22 protein-coding genes and 2 pseudogenes are annotated in these 15906 nt (G+C 41.6%); 12 read left to right on the forward strand and 12 right to left on the reverse strand.

All coding sequences use genetic code 11. From position 1 onward, the window contains the following. Nucleotides 1-14 precede the first annotated feature (14 nt). The 6 genes and pseudogenes from KUH03_RS37275 to KUH03_RS37300 all read left to right on the forward strand — a co-directional run bounded on the left by KUH03_RS37275 (nucleotide 15) and on the right by KUH03_RS37300 (nucleotide 5027). Nucleotides 15-3089: pseudogene (locus KUH03_RS37275) on the forward strand (efflux RND transporter permease subunit). Between the two features lie 16 nt (nucleotides 3090-3105). Further along, nucleotides 3106-3981, forward strand: coding sequence for a TolC family protein (locus tag KUH03_RS37280; RefSeq protein ID WP_257089731.1), 876 nt, complete (start codon nucleotides 3106-3108; stop codon nucleotides 3979-3981). After that, nucleotides 3978-4346: a TolC family protein gene (locus KUH03_RS37285; RefSeq protein WP_257089733.1), complete on the forward strand. Its 369-nt coding sequence runs from the start codon at nucleotides 3978-3980 to the stop codon at nucleotides 4344-4346. The genes KUH03_RS37280 and KUH03_RS37285 overlap by 4 nt, the downstream gene beginning before the upstream one ends. After that, a complete protein-coding gene (locus KUH03_RS37290; RefSeq protein WP_257089735.1) occupies nucleotides 4337-4531 on the forward strand; it encodes a hypothetical protein in 195 nt (64 codons plus the stop codon). The genes KUH03_RS37285 and KUH03_RS37290 overlap by 10 nt, the downstream gene beginning before the upstream one ends. A 22-nt stretch (nucleotides 4532-4553) precedes the next feature. Then, on the forward strand, nucleotides 4554-4829 hold the full coding sequence (locus KUH03_RS37295) for a hypothetical protein (protein WP_120258171.1): 276 nt from the start codon (nucleotides 4554-4556) through the stop codon (nucleotides 4827-4829). 27 nt (nucleotides 4830-4856) lie between these two features. After that, nucleotides 4857-5027 carry a hypothetical protein gene (locus KUH03_RS37300; protein ID WP_257089737.1) on the forward strand — a complete coding sequence of 57 codons (171 nt, stop codon included), beginning with the start codon at nucleotides 4857-4859 and terminating at the stop codon, nucleotides 5025-5027. Nucleotides 5028-5297: 270 nt separating this feature from the next. Here the strand turns inward: KUH03_RS37300 and KUH03_RS47280 are convergent, their stop codons facing one another. Then, nucleotides 5298-5462, reverse strand: coding sequence for a hypothetical protein (locus KUH03_RS47280; protein WP_306429286.1), 165 nt, complete (start codon nucleotides 5460-5462; stop codon nucleotides 5298-5300). A gap of 75 nt (nucleotides 5463-5537) precedes the next feature. Then, on the reverse strand, nucleotides 5538-5864 hold the full coding sequence (locus KUH03_RS47285; RefSeq protein WP_306429287.1) for a M24 family metallopeptidase: 327 nt from the start codon (nucleotides 5862-5864) through the stop codon (nucleotides 5538-5540). Nucleotides 5865-6173: 309 nt separating this feature from the next. Here KUH03_RS47285 and KUH03_RS37310 point away from each other — a divergent pair, with 309 nt between their 5' ends. Then, nucleotides 6174-6413, forward strand: a complete 240-nt coding sequence (locus tag KUH03_RS37310; protein WP_120258168.1) for a hypothetical protein — start codon at nucleotides 6174-6176, stop codon at nucleotides 6411-6413. 6 nt (nucleotides 6414-6419) lie between these two features. Here the strand turns inward: KUH03_RS37310 and KUH03_RS47290 are convergent, their stop codons facing one another. The 4 genes from KUH03_RS47290 to KUH03_RS37330 are packed head-to-tail and all read right to left on the reverse strand — an operon-like array spanning nucleotide 6420 to nucleotide 8054. Beyond that, entirely contained in the window at nucleotides 6420-6842 is a 423-nt protein-coding gene (locus KUH03_RS47290) for a LytTR family DNA-binding domain-containing protein (protein WP_306429869.1), read from the reverse strand. Beyond that, nucleotides 6815-7153 carry a LytTR family DNA-binding domain-containing protein gene (locus KUH03_RS37320; protein WP_257089739.1) on the reverse strand — a complete coding sequence of 113 codons (339 nt, stop codon included), beginning with the start codon at nucleotides 7151-7153 and terminating at the stop codon, nucleotides 6815-6817. The genes KUH03_RS47290 and KUH03_RS37320 overlap by 28 nt, the downstream gene beginning before the upstream one ends. After that, entirely contained in the window at nucleotides 7150-7389 is a 240-nt protein-coding gene (locus tag KUH03_RS37325; protein WP_257089741.1) for a GHKL domain-containing protein, read from the reverse strand. Before KUH03_RS37325 ends, KUH03_RS37320 begins: the two co-directional genes overlap by 4 nt. Further along, nucleotides 7386-8054 carry a sensor histidine kinase gene (locus tag KUH03_RS37330; RefSeq protein WP_257089743.1) on the reverse strand — a complete coding sequence of 223 codons (669 nt, stop codon included), beginning with the start codon at nucleotides 8052-8054 and terminating at the stop codon, nucleotides 7386-7388. The genes KUH03_RS37325 and KUH03_RS37330 overlap by 4 nt, the downstream gene beginning before the upstream one ends. A gap of 497 nt (nucleotides 8055-8551) precedes the next feature. Here KUH03_RS37330 and KUH03_RS37335 point away from each other — a divergent pair, with 497 nt between their 5' ends. From KUH03_RS37335 to KUH03_RS37345, 3 genes are all read left to right on the forward strand, one after another. Beyond that, nucleotides 8552-8746, forward strand: coding sequence for a hypothetical protein (locus tag KUH03_RS37335; RefSeq protein WP_257089745.1), 195 nt, complete (start codon nucleotides 8552-8554; stop codon nucleotides 8744-8746). Between the two features lie 31 nt (nucleotides 8747-8777). Next, a complete protein-coding gene (locus KUH03_RS37340) occupies nucleotides 8778-9458 on the forward strand; it encodes a hypothetical protein (RefSeq protein WP_257089747.1) in 681 nt (226 codons plus the stop codon). 306 nt (nucleotides 9459-9764) lie between these two features. Beyond that, the gene (locus tag KUH03_RS37345; RefSeq protein ID WP_257089749.1) at nucleotides 9765-10376 is read left to right on the forward strand and encodes a nitroreductase family protein; all 612 of its coding nucleotides are present in this window, start codon (nucleotides 9765-9767) and stop codon (nucleotides 10374-10376) included. Nucleotides 10377-10579: 203 nt separating this feature from the next. Here KUH03_RS37345 and KUH03_RS37350 read toward each other — a convergent pair whose 3' ends face one another. The 6 genes from KUH03_RS37350 to KUH03_RS37370 form a co-directional block, all read right to left on the reverse strand. After that, complete coding sequence (locus tag KUH03_RS37350) at nucleotides 10580-10948, reverse strand: hypothetical protein (RefSeq protein WP_257089751.1); 369 nt, start codon at nucleotides 10946-10948, stop codon at nucleotides 10580-10582. 51 nt (nucleotides 10949-10999) lie between these two features. Beyond that, on the reverse strand, nucleotides 11000-11350 hold the full coding sequence (locus KUH03_RS37355) for a metallophosphoesterase (RefSeq protein ID WP_257089753.1): 351 nt from the start codon (nucleotides 11348-11350) through the stop codon (nucleotides 11000-11002). A 219-nt stretch (nucleotides 11351-11569) separates the two neighbouring features. Then, on the reverse strand, nucleotides 11570-12511 hold the full coding sequence (locus tag KUH03_RS37360) for a glycoside hydrolase family 95-like protein (RefSeq protein ID WP_373564887.1): 942 nt from the start codon (nucleotides 12509-12511) through the stop codon (nucleotides 11570-11572). After that, the gene (locus KUH03_RS49770) at nucleotides 12397-13080 is read right to left on the reverse strand and encodes a hypothetical protein (protein ID WP_373564556.1); all 684 of its coding nucleotides are present in this window, start codon (nucleotides 13078-13080) and stop codon (nucleotides 12397-12399) included. The genes KUH03_RS37360 and KUH03_RS49770 overlap by 115 nt, the downstream gene beginning before the upstream one ends. Before the next feature lie 91 nt (nucleotides 13081-13171). Then, nucleotides 13172-13510 (reverse strand): hypothetical protein, encoded by a 339-nt coding sequence (locus KUH03_RS37365; protein ID WP_257089757.1) that lies wholly within the window; start codon nucleotides 13508-13510, stop codon nucleotides 13172-13174. A gap of 64 nt (nucleotides 13511-13574) precedes the next feature. Continuing rightward, nucleotides 13575-13766: a glycoside hydrolase family 95 protein gene (locus tag KUH03_RS37370; RefSeq protein WP_257089759.1), complete on the reverse strand. Its 192-nt coding sequence runs from the start codon at nucleotides 13764-13766 to the stop codon at nucleotides 13575-13577. Between the two features lie 583 nt (nucleotides 13767-14349). Here KUH03_RS37370 and KUH03_RS37375 point away from each other — a divergent pair. Together KUH03_RS37375 and KUH03_RS37385 are read left to right on the forward strand one after the other, a co-directional pair. Continuing rightward, a pseudogene (locus tag KUH03_RS37375) lies at nucleotides 14350-15490 on the forward strand (DUF1549 domain-containing protein). Continuing rightward, entirely contained in the window at nucleotides 15378-15701 is a 324-nt protein-coding gene (locus tag KUH03_RS37385; RefSeq protein WP_257098085.1) for a hypothetical protein, read from the forward strand. The pseudogene KUH03_RS37375 and the gene KUH03_RS37385 overlap by 113 nt, the downstream one beginning before the upstream one ends. The last annotated feature ends 205 nt before the right edge of the window (nucleotides 15702-15906 follow it).

Genomic DNA, 15906 nt, shown 5'->3' on the forward strand with positions numbered 1-15906 from the left:
TGGTCATTCTTGGTGTGGTCGGTATGCTCAGCTTGCCCATTACCAAATTTCCGGATATTGCACCACCGACCGTTATGGTGACCGCTGTATATCCCGGTGCAAATGCCGAAACAATTGCACGGTCTGTCGCGCCACCCATAGAAAATGCCATCAATGGCGTCGAAAATATGGACTATATTTCGTCGACAGCGAGTAATGATGGTACATTAAATATTACTGTAATCTTCAAGTTGGGAACAGATCCGGATCAGGCCGCCATCAATGTCCAGAACCGTGTAGCCCAGGTTACCAATCAGTTACCTGCAGAAGTTATTCAAAGCGGGATCACGACCTTAAAACGTCAAAATAGTATGATCGCGATGGTCACCCTAACCAGTAAGGATGGTACAATGGACGACCTTTTCCTGGAAAACTACAGCAAGATCAACGTTGTACCCGAACTTAAGCGTATCAAAGGAGTAGGGGACGCGATGGTATATGGCAATAAGGATTACGCCATGCGCGTATGGTTAGACCCCAGCAAACTCAATACATATAACTTGACACCGGGTGATGTATCACGTGCCATCCAGTCCCAAAACTTGGAAGCCGCGCCTGGCCGGTTCGGTGAACAGAGTACCGAGGTAAAGGAATATGTGATGCGTTATAAAGGAAAATTCACTGAACCGCAGCAATACGAAAATATTGTTATCAGGGCCCAGAATGATGGTTCGGTATTACGTCTGAAAGATGTTGCCAAGGTTGAATTTGCGGCTTATAGCTATACCGTAGCATCCAACTATAACAAGAAACCTGCAGTGACCATGGCCATTTTTCAGATGAGTGGATCGAATGCCAATGAGGTACAAATCGCATTGCAAAAGCGAATGGAAGAATTGGAGAAGTCTTTCCGGGAACCATGGAATATAAGATACCTTATGCAACCAAGGAATCGCTGGATCAGTCCATTGATCAGGTCATCAAAACCCTGATTGAAGCCTTTATTTTGGTATTTATCGTCGTCTTTATCTTTTGCAAGATTTCCGTTCTACCTTAATTCCGGCCATCGCTGTACCTGTATCAATTGTAGGGACATTTTTCTTCATGAAAATATTTGGGTTTTCAATCAATATATTGACGCTTTTCGCCCTTGTCCTCGCGATTGGTATAGTCGTGGATGACGCCATTGTTGTTGTAGAGGCAGTACACGCCAAAATGGAACGACGGAAACTAAATGCCAAAGCGGCGACGATGTCAGCGATGGGGAAATTTCGGGCGCTATTGTTTCGATTACCTTAGTGATGTCAGCTGTGTTTGTACCGGTCGCATTTATGGACGGTTCTACAGGTTTATTTTATCAACAATTTGCGCTGACATTGGCTATCGCAATTGTCATCTCAGCGGTGAATGCCTTGACACTTAGTCCGGCTTTATGTGCGATTCTGTTGAAATCTCATGCAGCCCATTCCGACGAAAATCATAAGGCTACATTCAAGGAACGCTTTTTCACCGGATTTAATGCCGCCTTTGATAAACTTACTTTTCGCTATGGAAAGGCAATTTTAATGATGATCAAACGCAAGTGGATCGCATTTTCGCTTTTGGCGGTGTTTGGCGGATTGTTTGCCTGGTACACGATGAATACACCTAAGGGTTTTATCCCTGACGAGGATCAATCATTTATCATTGTGACCGCCAATTTGGCCGCTGGAACATCAAAAGACCGGACAACGGTGTTGATGTCAGATACGGAAAACAAGTTAATGGCTCATCCTGCTGTTCGTGAAGTAATCTCGGTAAATGGGTTAAGCCTGTTCACTGGAGCAATGTCATCTGCCGCCGGTACGTTCTTTATTCGCCTGAAAGCTGAAAAAGAAAGGGGCAAAGTGAGTAATCTCGGGGCCGTTATGGGCGAGCTACAGGGGATACTGGGACAAGATAAGCGGGCCAACTTTCTAGTTTTAAATACACCTACAGTAGATGGTTTTGGTAATTCGAGTGGAATGGAACTGGTTCTACAGGACCGAACGAATGCGGAATTGCAAAAGTTAGGCAATATATCCTATGGCATGATGGGCGCTTTGATGCAACGGCCGGAGATTGCGATGGCCTTTACCACATTTGATGTTTCCTACCCCCAATATGAGGTCGTCGTAGATGAAGCGAAGGCAGCACAACTTGGTGTAGCTGTTAGTGATGTACTCGGTGTTATGCAGGGATATTATGGCAGTATACAGGCTTCGGACTTCAATCGTTTTGGCAAATATTACCGTGTACTGGTTCAGGCAACGGCAGAAACCAGAACCAACGAACAATCCTTACAAGGGGTTTTCGTGAAAAATAGCCGACAAGAAATGATTCCGATCAGTACCTTGGTACGGGTTCAACCGGTTACCGGACCCGAGGTTGTAGAGCGGTTCAACCTATTCAACGCGTCAAACCTTACTGTAATGCCGGCTCCGGGTTATAGTACCGGGCAAGCCATGTCAGCCATACAGGAGGTGGCCAAACAACTGCTTCCACCGGGGTATACCTTCGATTATAAGGGCATGAGTCGTGAAGAAAGCATGGCGACATCGCAAACGACAGTCATTTTTGTGCTCTGTATTGTATTTGTTTACTTCTTGTTATCTGCTCAATATGAAAGCTACATATTACCATTCTCCGTATTGCTGTCCATTCCGGTGGGACTTTCCGGCGTATTTATAGGCATTGGTATGGCAGGTATAGCAAACAATATCTATGTGCAGATCGCGATGGTGATGCTCATTGGGCTATTGGCAAAAAACGGGATATTGATTGTGGAGTTTTCGAGTCAGCGCCGAAAAGCGGGAAAAAGCTTGATTGCTGCTGCGGTGGAAGGTGCAAAAGCACGACTAAGACCTATTTTAATGACCTCATTGGCTTTTATTACAGGGATCGTGCCACTCGTTTTTGTGGTGGGACCTTCAGCAATGGGGAACCATTCCATTGGTTATGCCGCTATTTTCGGCATGCTGGTGGGTACGGTATTGGGGATATTCCTTACACCGGTACTCTTTGTGGTATTTCAGTATTTCCATGAAAGATTGAATGGAGGCGAGTTGGATGAAAGTGAATGGGACTACTAATTAATGATCAGATAAAATGAAACAGATAAAAAGAAATTGCTGGTATAGTGTAGTCTTTCTGACAACGGTAATAGGGGCGAATGCCTGCCGTGTACCACACTATACCGGAATGGAAATGAAACCGATTGATCATTTCCGAAATCAGGACGAGCATGAAGCTGATAGTAGTATCGCGAAGATCTCCTATCGTGATTTTTTTAAAGATGAGATGCTTGTTGAGTTACTGGATAGCGCATTGAAGAAAAATAATGATTTGAAAGTCGCCCTAAAGCAGATCGAATTTGCTTCAGAAGGGTATAAGCAATCCAAGTGGCTGAATGTGCCACTTGTAAATGCGAATCTTGCCAATGTGGGAATTAACCGTCCTTCGGGCAACAGTATGAATGGTATGATGGCCAGTCAATTTATGGGTCAAAAATATACCATGGATTATACCTCCTCAATTCAGATTTCCTGGGAGGCTGATATTTGGGGTAAATTAAATGGGCAAAAACAGGAGAGTTTGGTAGATCTTCTCAAAACTCAGGAAGCTGTCCGCGCGATCAAAACACGTTTGGTCGCTGAGGTTGTTCAAGGCTACTACAACCTACTGCTGTTGGACCGACAGCTGGAAATATCACAGCGCAATTTAGCCTTTGCGGATAGCACCCTATTTATCCTTAATAAACAGGTCGAGTTGGGGCTAGCAAATATCTTGTCGGTCCAACAACAGGAAGTGACACGGGATCAGATTGCCAAACGGATTCCGGCCTTAGAGGCGGGCATTCAGGTGCAGGAAAATGCGTTGAGCATTTTGGTTGGAGAAGTGCCGGGGCCAGTAAAAGGACCATGCGATTGGATCAGGTGGAGTCATCGGCAAATCTCTCACTGGGTGTCCCTGCAAACCTGTTGAGCTATCGGCCAGATCTGCGTAGTAGCGAATTGGATATCCGGCGGAGCCTGGCCACAATACATGTCGCACGGGCAAGCATGTATCCAAATTTAAATATCACTGCACAGGGAGGGTTAAATGCATTTAAAGCAAATAATTGGTTCAATCTACCAGGGTCACTGTTTGCCGCTGCAACTGGGACAATTGTACAGCCCATTCTGAACGGCAGGCAATTAAAGACACGTTTGGAGCAGTCAAAAATCGCAAAGGATCAAATGGAATTGAATTTCAAACAGACCATGTTAAAAGCCGTTGGTGAAGTGTCTGATGCACTGATTCAGATTGATAAACTGGGGAACAACTGGAGACATCCAACTTGCAGGTAGAGCGTTCGGACAAGCTTGTTCAAAATGCAATGCTGCTTTACAAATTTAATGAGGCAACCTATCTGGAAGTGATCGTCGCGCAGACCAATAGGCTGCAGGCCGAATTGGATCAGGCGACAGTGAAAGCACAAAAAATTAATGCCATAACATCCCTTTACCGTGCCTTGGGAGGCGGATGGCTCTAATCTCACGATCTTAATACTCGAAATGAAAACAACAAACATGCTGATTCTGATCAATCCAAGTCAAAGCAGCGAGAAAACTGAAAAGATGGCTGCCGCGCTTCGCGCCGATCGGTTTATACTTATTGATGACGATCTGGATTTTGCAGATCATCTGGCACTAATACTTGAAAAAAGAAAGCAAAAAGTGATCATCATGCAGCACTTGGAAGGATTGAATCAGCTGTTTTGTCATGTAGAACATTCATCTTATCGCATTGCTGTTGAATGCTATGGGGTAAAATTAGGAATAGCTAGGTAATCAAGGTAGGATTTATATTGAATAATTATGATGCGTTATATACAATTATTTGCAGTAGGGAGAGGAGTACTATCACGTAGGAAAGAACTGGAGACACATATCTTTTTGCTCGTTCCAACAGTGATATCCATCTCTTTTGATCTCGATGATAAGTTATTTACCATGGTGGTCAAATCAACAAAAAGGTGGATGAATTGATTCTTCGTTTGATGGAGCAAAAACAGTTGAAGATAAGTCTTTTAGATTTTATGGAGAGACCAGTGTAGAAAGAGTTCCCTATAAAGGTAATTTATCCCGAAGAGGTATCGTCTGAGACAGTAAAAGACAATAGCTCTTCGGGTATAATTTCCTAACAGAAAATACCATTTTCTGCCGTTAAAATAATTGGAGCACCATCGGTAATCATGATGGTATGTTCATGTTGCGCCATGTATCCACCTTTGTCACCGACCATCGTCCAGCCATCATTTAATTCCGTTGCATAGGTAGATGTTGTCGAGATAAAGGTTTCGATCGCAACAATTGAATTTTTCTAAACCGCCTTTGATCAAATTTGTTCCTATAATTGAGCAGCTCATCTGGATCTTCGTGTAAACTGCGTCCGATACCATGGCCACCGAGATTCTTGATCACTTTATAGCCTCTCTTTTTGCTTCCGTTTCCATCAGTTGGCCAATGTCCGCAATTTTGACACCACCGCGTATATTTTTATCGTTTTTGAAGTATTTCCTTTGAAGCGTCCACCAATTTTTGATGATGATGAATATCCGCACCGATCACAAAAGAAGCCCCATTATCAGCCCAAAAACCATCTAGTTCCGCTGATACATCAATATTGATAAGTTCTCCTTCCTGCAACAAGCGATCCGCAGACGGAACACCGTGGCAAAACTCGTTATCTACACTGATACAGGTCCAACCCGGAAAGTTATAGGTCAGCGCTGGTGCTGATTTTGCACCAAATTGTTCTAATATCTTCGCCCCGTACTCATCCAATTCTTTGGTTGACATGCCCACCTTAGCATAGTCGCACATCGCTTTAAGCGTCTGGGCAACTGCCGCACTCGCTTTTGCATTCCGGTCAATTCGTTCTCGTTGGTAATAGACATCCTGCTTTTTGTATTTGCTTGTTCAATTAAAGATATACAAAGGTCTTAAAAAAAATAGATAATCCGATAAAGAAAAGCAGGTGACGGTCCGGCTCAGACTTTTGCGAGTTTTGGTATAATAAAGGTCTGCTTTCGTATAAAATCCCCGCCAGTGAAAGCATGAAATAATAGATTTGTGAAAATCCCGGATAAATATAAACCGGGGAGAAGGTGGATACAATTTTAAATTTACAAAATGAAAGCAAAGCAGATATTAATTTTTAAAAGCTCTGTGCGAACAAAAGAGAAGAAGACGTTCCTGATGCAGTTGTTAAAGCTCCACCTGCCACAGGTACAGTCGGCGACCTTGGATCTGGATGACGAAGACGCTATATTTCGGGTAGAAACAGAAGAATGTTCCGTCGATCTACTGACAGCTTTGCTGCACAAGCATGGTATAAAAGTAGATTTTCTAGATCGCTTTGTACTGGCCTAATCCTATTCAAAGCACAGTACAGACGATCTTACAATAACCCGCCTGTATATTGCTTAAAAACTGCTCGCGAAAAATCTCGCCAATCGGGATTTCGAATTTGTCAATGTATATCGTATGGTTGTCAAAAGAATCAATAAAAGACAAATTGATCAAATAGGATTTGCTAACCCGAACAAATATATGGGCCGGTAGTTTTTGATGCATTGTTTTTAGATTCATTGCCGTAATAAGTTTATTGGTGCGCGTATAAATAACGACATAATCTTTGAGCGCCTCAATAAATCGAATATCGCCAAATAAGATCTTGTAGTATTTTCGATCCGATTTGATAAATACAGCATCTTCATTCGCATCTTCAAAGGTGCTTTGATTTTCCTTTAAATTGAGCAGATTTTTATAGGTCAGCGCTTTATCAATTGCCTTGGCCAGGCGATCTTTTTGATAGGTTTAAGGAGGTAGTCGAGTGCATCCAACTCAAAACCCCTCAACGCATACTGTGTATAGGCTGTTGTTAGTATCACCAGTACATCTTTAGGTAAGGATTGCGCAAAATCCAATCCATTGACCGTAGGCATCTCGATATCGAGAAAAATAAGATCCACAGATTTGGTCGCGAGGTATTCCATCGCAGATAGGGCATTGGAAAACTCGCCCATAATTTCTATAGCTGAAATTTCTTCGACCAGATTTCTCATTTCTTCCCTTGCTAAGGGCTCATCATCTACAATGATACAATTCATAATGGAATTTTTAATTTCACCTGATACAGCAGGTCATTTTTTGATATTGTAAGCTCGTAATTATCACCATACAGCAAATCCAGCCGTCGTTTGGCATTGACTAATCCCAGTCCACCATACTTAGAACGGGTATTCGAAAGATCTGGATCGATCGAATTTTCACATTCGAAACAAAGTTGTTCATCTGTCTGCGTAAAGTGAATGGTAATAAACGTATGCTCGTCGCGTAAGTTCACGCTATGTTTGATCGCATTCTCGATAAAGGCAGTAAAAGATGTGGCGGCAGAAAAATACTTTGCTTTTCTAATTCCGCTGCGCAGGACAATGACGTTCTCAAGTTATCCCGACGTATTTCCTCCAGTTTTAGAAAATTGAAAATAAAGTTTATTTCGGATTTTAAAAGCGTTTTATCTGTATCGTTTTCATAGAGCTGATAGCGCAAAAAATCGGAAAGTTTGATAATAACCTCGGTGGCCATACTGGGGTCTTTCCGAATTAATGCCTTCACATTGTTGAGCATGTTAAACAAAAAATGTGGCTGAATCTGATTCTTTAACGCATTTAACTCCGTTGTCAACGCCAGGTTTTTTAGATCTGAAATTCGTTTATTATCCTCGATCCAACGCTTAAAGAGCTTAAAAGTGGTGGTGGTCAGGATAATGGGAATACAGATAAATAAACCGCTGACAAAACCCATGGTATTGGTTCGTTGCCTTTCGATCGCCGGGATATGGATACTAAAAATATATATCGCAATCTGCATGACCACGAGTAGGCTCGCTGTCACCAGAAGAATAAGTAAGAGGATATAGATCTCATATTTTCCCTTGAAAAAATACTGCGGGATCAATACATACATATTGATATAAAACATGGCCACGAAAACCGTCCAGAGTGCCAAAGAGAAGTAGGTTTTATAGTTACCCAGAAATTGGTTATTTGTATTGGCATTGGCAAAAGAATAAGCAGGCCAACCAAAAACAGGCCATGCCGTAAAAGCCTGAATTTCTTTTCCGTTAAGTAGCGTAAAATAATACGATTGTTGCAGTCTAGCATATTGATCTGGATTACTGACCCTAATTCAGCAAAAGTAATTTTTTTGTTTCAAAATGGCTTTCTTTTATACGAACACCGCTTTTTTATACTAAAGTAAATACAGTAATTAGGCTGGGGAGAAACCGGTTTAACAGCGTTTGTTTTTGTATAAAATATTGCCCCTTTTGTATAAAAAAATAAATGGGCGTAGCCAATTGATCTATTCTTGTAACAAGCTAAAGCTCAGTTCGGATTTCCAAAAGAGCAGTTTTCGCAGAGTATTTAATTGAAAAAGAATAGATAGACAAAAACAAATATCCAAATGAAAAAGAGTTTCGTGTTGTTTGGAAGCTTTGCCCTGATATGCAGTGCTTCCGCACAGACAAAAGACAGTATTCCCAAAAAGTACAGGCCATTGTTGCTGACAAATTTCCCGCAGCGAGAGTACTCAATCTAAGTTATGAATACAATGGCGGCTACAAATATTCATCCAATGCTAAGGGGCTGCCAGTACCCAAGGTAGGGTGGAATCATTCCATCAGGCTGGTGGGAGTTTAAATGTCAATTTTTAAACCGGCGTAACTGGGCTTTGGGTACTAGCCTTGGATATCAGTATACCGCATTGAATCTCCAAGAATCCAATTTAAGCGCAGAACCTTTAAAAATGCGTACACAGGATTTCCATTACCACTATGAATCACTTAATTTCTCTTACTTCTCAAAACTATTTGGAAAAACGGTTATTTACTCAGCCAGCATCATGGCAGATGGAAGCGATAAGGGGATTGAACGGCTGCGTGGGATGTTGACCGGTACGTGGGTACTCAAAGCAACGCGGGATGTACAAATGACAATTGGCCTGCTTGGATTTGTTGATCCAGGAGCAATTATTCCCCTTGTCCCCACGTTTACCTATAAGCAGCAATATCGCGATGGATGGATGGTTGATGTGTTATTGCCAAAAGGCGCTTTTGTACGGAAAACGATGTTGCGGAATGGGCGTCTTTCCTTAGGGGCAGACCTCAACACAACGACATTCTATCTCTATGATTTTTGGGGATTGGATAAAGTGTATACTTTAAGTCAGCTAGAGATCAACTCAGGATTGACCTACGAACATAATTTGGGAAGATCATTTATAGCAACAGTCAAATCGGGTATGAAGGCTATTCCTAGGTCACGCATATTTGAAAAAGTGAACGTCAAAATAATTATGTTTGGGAAGCTTCTGCAGATCCATTTTTTACGTGAACGTCGGACTTTCTTTTAATCCTTTTGCGAAAAAAAAGACGTTAGTATAACGAGCACTAATCCTCAGAAATGTCTGAAAGATTAACTTTATTAGAATCCAAAAACGATTTTGGCATTAAATTCGTTTCTATGTTTGAACATTTAAATAGTTGCTATATTTATCATGTAATATAAAAATTAAAAATATGGACAATCGTTCGCACACTATTTCCAGATTTAATTTTTTTATCAAATTTATAAGAGATAACAACCTAATATTAGGGCGTTGAAAAATAAAATAGACAGTAAATAAATAAAAGAAAATGGCATTATTAGAAACACTTGAATGGCGTTATGCAACCAAAAATACGATTCAACAAAGAAAGTTGATCAAAATGACGTAGACAAAATTATCGAAGCGGCCCGTATGGCACCGAGTTCCTCTGGTTTACAGCCATTTCGTGTTGTGCTGATTACGGATCAACAGTTGAAAGAGCAGATTGTACCTGTTGCTTGGGGGCAGCAAATTATTGCGGAAAGCTCACATCTTCTGGTTTTTGCGGCATGGGATAAATACACCGACGAACGCATTGATGCAACTTTTGATCATATGAACAATCACAGGGGTCTACCGTTGGATACAACTGATGAATACAAAAACAGGTTGAAAGAGATGTTTGCTGCACTTACTGAAGAACAGCAGGCAGCACATGCTGCTAAACAAGCTTATATTTCTTTTGGAATGGCTATTGCACAAGCGGCAGAATTGAAAGTAGATGCCACACCAATGGAGGGATTTTCTAACGGTGAATTGGATAAATTACTGGGCTTGGATAAAAGAGGATTAAAGAGTGTTGTTTTGCTACCACTAGGTTACCGCCTGGGTGAGGAGGATTGGTTGTTGAAATTGAAGAAATTTAGATTGCCGAAAGACGAGTTTTTGATTCAACTACCCTAAAAAGAGGATTGTTGATTTTATGACAACTATTGTTCAATAAATTACAGAATTATAAAATTAATAATGGCCAAAGAGATCTTTTCGGATGTACTTTGGCCATTGTTATTATGGATCGGTCCTACAATGAGGTATAGCTTTTGATTAGTAGCGCAGGTGCCTGTTATCGATCTTTGAACTGATGGGATATACGTCTTTATGGATATCTATACCCACCTGAGACAAGGGGATTCCGGCCATTGTGGTTTCAGCTCCCTGGATATGGATATTTTTTTGTGATCTATGCTAACAGTCGCCCAGATTGGGTCTTGATAGACCAATGTCCGTCTTAGAATGTTGTGCTTTTTGTAGAACTCCCCATCAAATGCTTTGCTTTCAAATGTATCACCAGCCCAGTAATAGGAGGCGCTATTGATTTGCACATAGTGAATTCCATTGATCTCATTATGATAGTTGAGATGATGGTGGCCAGTCAGGACAAGTAAAATCTTATTGAACCCGGCTTCGCTATTCAGCTGCTCTAACAGATACCTTACGGCCATACCATTTTCCAATCCACCATCGTCATTGTCCAATCCTTGATGGCAAAAATGATCACTTTGTCTTTGGTGCCGCGGATATCTTTTTTAACCATTCCAGTTGCTGCTGACTGATACTGCGGGGGTAACCTTCAATTTTCCTGGTTTGGCTTTTTCATTACCATCCAGGATAACAAAATGAAATCCCTGTTTGTCAAAGGAATAATATGGAGCAGGGCTATTCCAGAAATCGGTTACCTGTTTTTTTGTGAATCCGCCATCAGTATCATGATTACCGATGACAAAGTGGCTTTCTCCTGTAAAACCACTCCAGATATCCATTAATTCTTTATTTTCGGCTTTTGGGAAACAAAAATCACCTAAGGAAATTATAAAGTCGGGATTTTCACGCTTCATCGCGTCAATAAAGAGTTTGGCCCGACGCGCACCGTCGTGCATGAGATCATGATGGAGATCTGCGATAACGCCAAATTTAACTTTGTCAGTTTTGAGTACAGTACTTTTTGTCGAGGTTATAGGTGCACTGGCGAGGCTCTTATTGACAAAGAGACCGCCTATGCCTAAACCACCTAGCTGGATGAATTTTTTCGGTTGATCATAACGAATTGATAATACGTATTTTATTAGATGCTACTTAGTTGAACTGTTTGACCTTTTTCAGTTTAATATATTGCAAATTCTTATCTTTTGAAAGCCGTTTTTAGTTGAAATATCCTGAAGATCTGTATTTTCAAAAATACGAAAGATAGCATCTTGGCTAGTGGTTACTTTCAACAGCGTGATCTTGTTGTTGTTCTTTTCAGCGCTGACAATAAAGCCGCCCGCTGTTCTCAGGTTTTTAAAGGATACATCTTTCCATTCCTCAGGAGTGGCCGGAAAAACTTCGATGTAATCATTTTTGCTCTGAATTAACAATTCATGAACCCCTTGTGCAAAGGCAAAATTTCCCTCCAATGTAAATGGACGATAGGTAAAATCAGAATACTGACCACCGTTTTGATCACCGTTGAGGTGAAATGAATTGATGGAACAAAAGTTATGCGCAAACTTCTGTAGGTTGCTAACAGCCTGTTTGCTTTGTTTCGCCCGCGCATGGAGACAGGCCATCCAGGAGAATGAATATCCTACCCAGGCCCGTGTACCCAATTGCTCTAAATGTGAAAGCGATTTTTCAATCAACGATTTGTCTTGAGTGTTATTGATATCAAGTATTCCTAAGGGATAAATAGCCATATAGGGTGACATATGTCGATGTGAATGTTTCATGCTCAGACCCTCTGCAACGCGGAGGCCAGTTTCATCTATAGCAAAATTGGGCAATTCGGCGCCATATCGTGTCCATTCTTTTGCTGCCTCGGCTTTGCCGTTAGCCGTACTGACTTCGGCCGCTATAGCGAATAAGTAATGCGCTAGGCTGAGATCAAAATTGGTCCAACTAGTAAACCAGGCGGCAGTGCTGTTATCATTATATTCTGGACTGCTGCTCAGGGGGAGATAGCGTTTCCCATCTTTGAAATAGGTAATATTTTTAGATAGGTCGCTGCTTCTATAATATAAGGATAGGCCTGTTCTTTTAAGAAAGTGGGATCCATACTGTATTTCCATTGCCAATAAAAATGTTGGGCTGTCCAGGCACTGACGGTAGGGGAAAGGGAGTATTGAATCCAACCGCCCATAGGGTAGCCGTTCAAGGTCAGCACACCCGGGATATTCAATCCGTCAACACCAAAATATTGCTGGGTGTAGGCAAGGTTTTTCGGTCTGATTTTCCATAACCAATCCGTATAACTTTGTGCTTCATTCATTCGGTTGGCGGTATAAGCCGGCCAATAACTCAGTTGGGTATTGAGATCATTGTGGAAATCGCCTTTCCAGGGTGGTAGCCCACCATTATCTGCTGTCCAAACAGCCTGCAAGGTTATTGCCGGAGCTCCTTGGCGTGCTGTGGCCCCCAATTTATAAAGCTCCAGATAGTATTGTTTTTCGAGATCTTTTTCAGGAATGGAAATGTTAGATTTAGACCAATAGCTTGTCCACCATGTGAGATGGCTTAGCTTTGCTTTTTCAAATTGTTGGAGTGATAGCGGTTGTTTCTTGACCTTTTGATCATTACTGATTGTCCAATAGCCGATCAATTTGGTCGATGAGACTTTTTCCCAGCATAACATGACCTCAAAAAGTGATGATCATATGTTTCCTGATGTAATACCTGCGCATTCCCCGTTTTAACAATAGTCCCTTGTTTGTAGCCCAACCGGGCTAAACTTTGACCATCGACAACACTTTTTGCTCGTCTGCATTTATATTATTTTCATATTGGTGTGGAATAAGCTCTGGGCTAAGGTCGCCAATGTTCTTCGCTGTGATTTCAAAATAACCCATTGGACTGGTCGCATGGACAAAAGAGGTCAGTATTTTTCCGTCGTCAAATTTCAGTGTATGTACAGCAGTTTGTATATCCAGTACATTGGATACGACCTTTCCAAATTTAGCTAAGTCAAAGGTCATTGCCGCCGCAGGAAGCTTGGTGGGATAGGGAGAACGGTCATAAGGCGAATCGCCCCATTGTTGGGCCGTTTGGTAGCTGTTGTTTTTCAATTGCTGCTGTACCCATTTAAAATCATGTTTTTCTATCTCAAATGCCTTGCGTTCATCCCAAAGATCAGCGCGGTCCAGGGATAGCCGGATGGTATTTTTTTTTCCAGATCAATGCACCCAACTGACCATTACCTAAAGGGATAGCCTCATCCCATCGTGTTGCAAGATCCGTAAAGTTAAGATTATAAGCAGGAGATGGCTGCGCGATAACCAGACGCGCTGCGAAAAATAGTACGATAAGAAAGCTGTATTTCATAATTTATGTGGATATGGTTTTACAAATTTAGTAGTCACCACCATCAAAGGCTGACACTATTTGGGCATTTTTATAGCTTATTTTACCCTTGTTGCTTTTCATTTTCCGTCTTTTGTATCTTACTTTTCACTTGTTATATCCAACAGCAAATTGTATGCTTCCAAGCCGTGCCCGTTAACAGCAACCAGCCTTATCTACTATCGCTTAGAAAGACAGGATAAATAGATCGTAAGATAGAAAGAGTATCAGTTTAGCACCAGATTAAAAGTATAAAAAGCAATGCTGACTACGATATCGTAACCAAATTGTTATAGGGTGCTGATGGGAACCGTATCGCACGAATGGGGGTAAAAACGAAGATTGGCCCCTGTGAGGGTAATATAGATTATATTTCTGTTAATCTAGTTCTAGTATATCCCATTGTTCTTCTCTATTTTTATAACCATAAATAAATATCCAATCTGATGTTGATTTACTTGTAACTATTCCATTAACTGATACTGGCATAGCGACATAAGAATTATAAATAAACCTAATAACTGATTAATATAGAATAGACCTTATTGCTATGAATAGAAAATTAATGGTGTTAGCATCATTGGCCTTAGTTGTCGCCTGCATTGCAATATTTACATTTCGCAAAGAAGAAACAATAGATTTTAGTGCAGATGTCAAACCGATATTAAATAAACATTGTATTACCTGTCATGGTGGCGTGAAGAAAAATGGAGGGCTTAGTTTTCTTTTCGAAAATGAAGCTTTTGCCAAAGCTGAGTCTGGCAAATCGGCGATTATTCCGGGAGACGCGGAACATAGCGAGTTTATGAAAAGATTGCTGTCAGATGATCCCGAATTACGTATGCCTTACAATGCACCCAAACTGAATGATGATGAGATTGATATTCTAAAAAAATGGATTGATCAAGGCGCGAAGTGGGGTGAACATTGGGCCTACACTTTACCCAAAGACGTTGAAGTACCCAAAACCTTTTCGTTTGCGGGACTATTTGGAATAAAACCCAAAGGGGTGAATAATGACATTGATTATTTTGTTCAGGATAAATTAAAGTCCAAAGATCTGACTTTTGCGGATGAAGCCGACCGGGCCACCTTATTAAGAAGACTTTATCTGGATCTCATCGGTATACCGCCCACCTTGGCCGAAACACGTGCTTTTATCGAAGATGAGAGCGACGACGCATATTCCCGTCGAGTGGATAGCTTATTAGCCTCCGCCAAATATGGCGAAAAATGGGCCAGTTGGTGGTTGGATATGGCGCGGTATGCAGATACCAAAGGTTATGAAAAGATGGATCCCGTAGCATTTGGCCTTATCGGGACTGGGTGATCAAAGCTTTAAATAGCGATATGCCTTACGATGAATTTACAGTCGAGCAGCTGGCAGGAGATCTGCTGCCACAACCGACCAAAGATCAGCTCATCGCAACTGCTTTTCACCGCAACACGATGAATAACGATGAGGGGGAACCGATAGTGAAGAGTTTCGGATGGCAGCCGTCTTGGACCGTTTAAATACCAGTTATCAAGTATGGTTGAGTACAACATTTGAGTGCGTACAATGCCATAGCCACACCTACGACCCGTTTAAATTTGAAGAATACTATAAATCGCTGGCATTTTTCAATAATACAAGAGATGAAGATACACAGGAGATCATCCGAAGTTACGTTTTTACGCTGCACAGGACGAAAACGTATCGATAGCATTAAGCATTGGCTGGCAGCAAACGGAAATGTAAACGTGGTGAAATCAGCAGACCTGTTTCTGCATACGCTAGAACCCAAGATTCATGCGCATTATAGCGATCAGATTGTGGATGGTGCATTGTATGATACAAAATGGCTTGGTGTACGCAACCGTGGATCGGCTCGTCTGAAAGCAATTACATTGGATGGCAAAAGCAGCTCTTCATGAACTTCTGGACCGATGCGGTCGGAGGGAAAATGGAGGTGCATCTCAATAGCCCCAACGGCCCCTGTTAACCAATGTAGATTTACCGAAAACTTCAGGAAGACAGGTTATTCAGGCAGCAATCGTACCGACTACAGGTGTACATGATCTCTACCTGGTCTTTAAAAATGCAGCAGTTGCAACTGGTCAGCCAATATGTATGATTGAA

The organism is Sphingobacterium sp. E70 (assembly GCF_019285695.1).
Lineage (GTDB): Bacteria > Bacteroidota > Bacteroidia > Sphingobacteriales > Sphingobacteriaceae > Sphingobacterium > Sphingobacterium detergens.

What these genes read in the sequence shown, in the direction of transcription:
- KUH03_RS37310 (WP_120258168.1), top strand. Translation starts at nt 6,174, where the DNA reads ATGAAAGCAAAGCAGATATTAATTTTTAAAAGCTCTGTGCGAACAAAA.
- KUH03_RS37280 (WP_257089731.1), top strand. Translation starts at nt 3,106, where the DNA reads ATGAAACAGATAAAAAGAAATTGCTGGTATAGTGTAGTCTTTCTGACA.
- KUH03_RS37355 (WP_257089753.1), bottom strand. Translation starts at nt 11,350, where the DNA reads ATGCACGACGGTGCGCGTCGGGCCAAACTCTTTATTGACGCGATGAAG.
- KUH03_RS37320 (WP_257089739.1), bottom strand. Translation starts at nt 7,153, where the DNA reads ATGAATTGTATCATTGTAGATGATGAGCCCTTAGCAAGGGAAGAAATG.
- KUH03_RS37300 (WP_257089737.1), top strand. Translation starts at nt 4,857, where the DNA reads ATGATGCGTTATATACAATTATTTGCAGTAGGGAGAGGAGTACTATCA.
- KUH03_RS49770 (WP_373564556.1), bottom strand. Translation starts at nt 13,080, where the DNA reads ATGTTATGCTGGGAAAAAGTCTCATCGACCAAATTGATCGGCTATTGG.
- KUH03_RS37335 (WP_257089745.1), top strand. Translation starts at nt 8,552, where the DNA reads ATGCAGTGCTTCCGCACAGACAAAAGACAGTATTCCCAAAAAGTACAG.
- KUH03_RS37295 (WP_120258171.1), top strand. Translation starts at nt 4,554, where the DNA reads ATGAAAACAACAAACATGCTGATTCTGATCAATCCAAGTCAAAGCAGC.
- KUH03_RS47285 (WP_306429287.1), bottom strand. Translation starts at nt 5,864, where the DNA reads ATGTGCGACTATGCTAAGGTGGGCATGTCAACCAAAGAATTGGATGAG.
- KUH03_RS37370 (WP_257089759.1), bottom strand. Translation starts at nt 13,766, where the DNA reads ATGAAATACAGCTTTCTTATCGTACTATTTTTCGCAGCGCGTCTGGTT.
- KUH03_RS37345 (WP_257089749.1), top strand. Translation starts at nt 9,765, where the DNA reads ATGGCGTTATGCAACCAAAAATACGATTCAACAAAGAAAGTTGATCAA.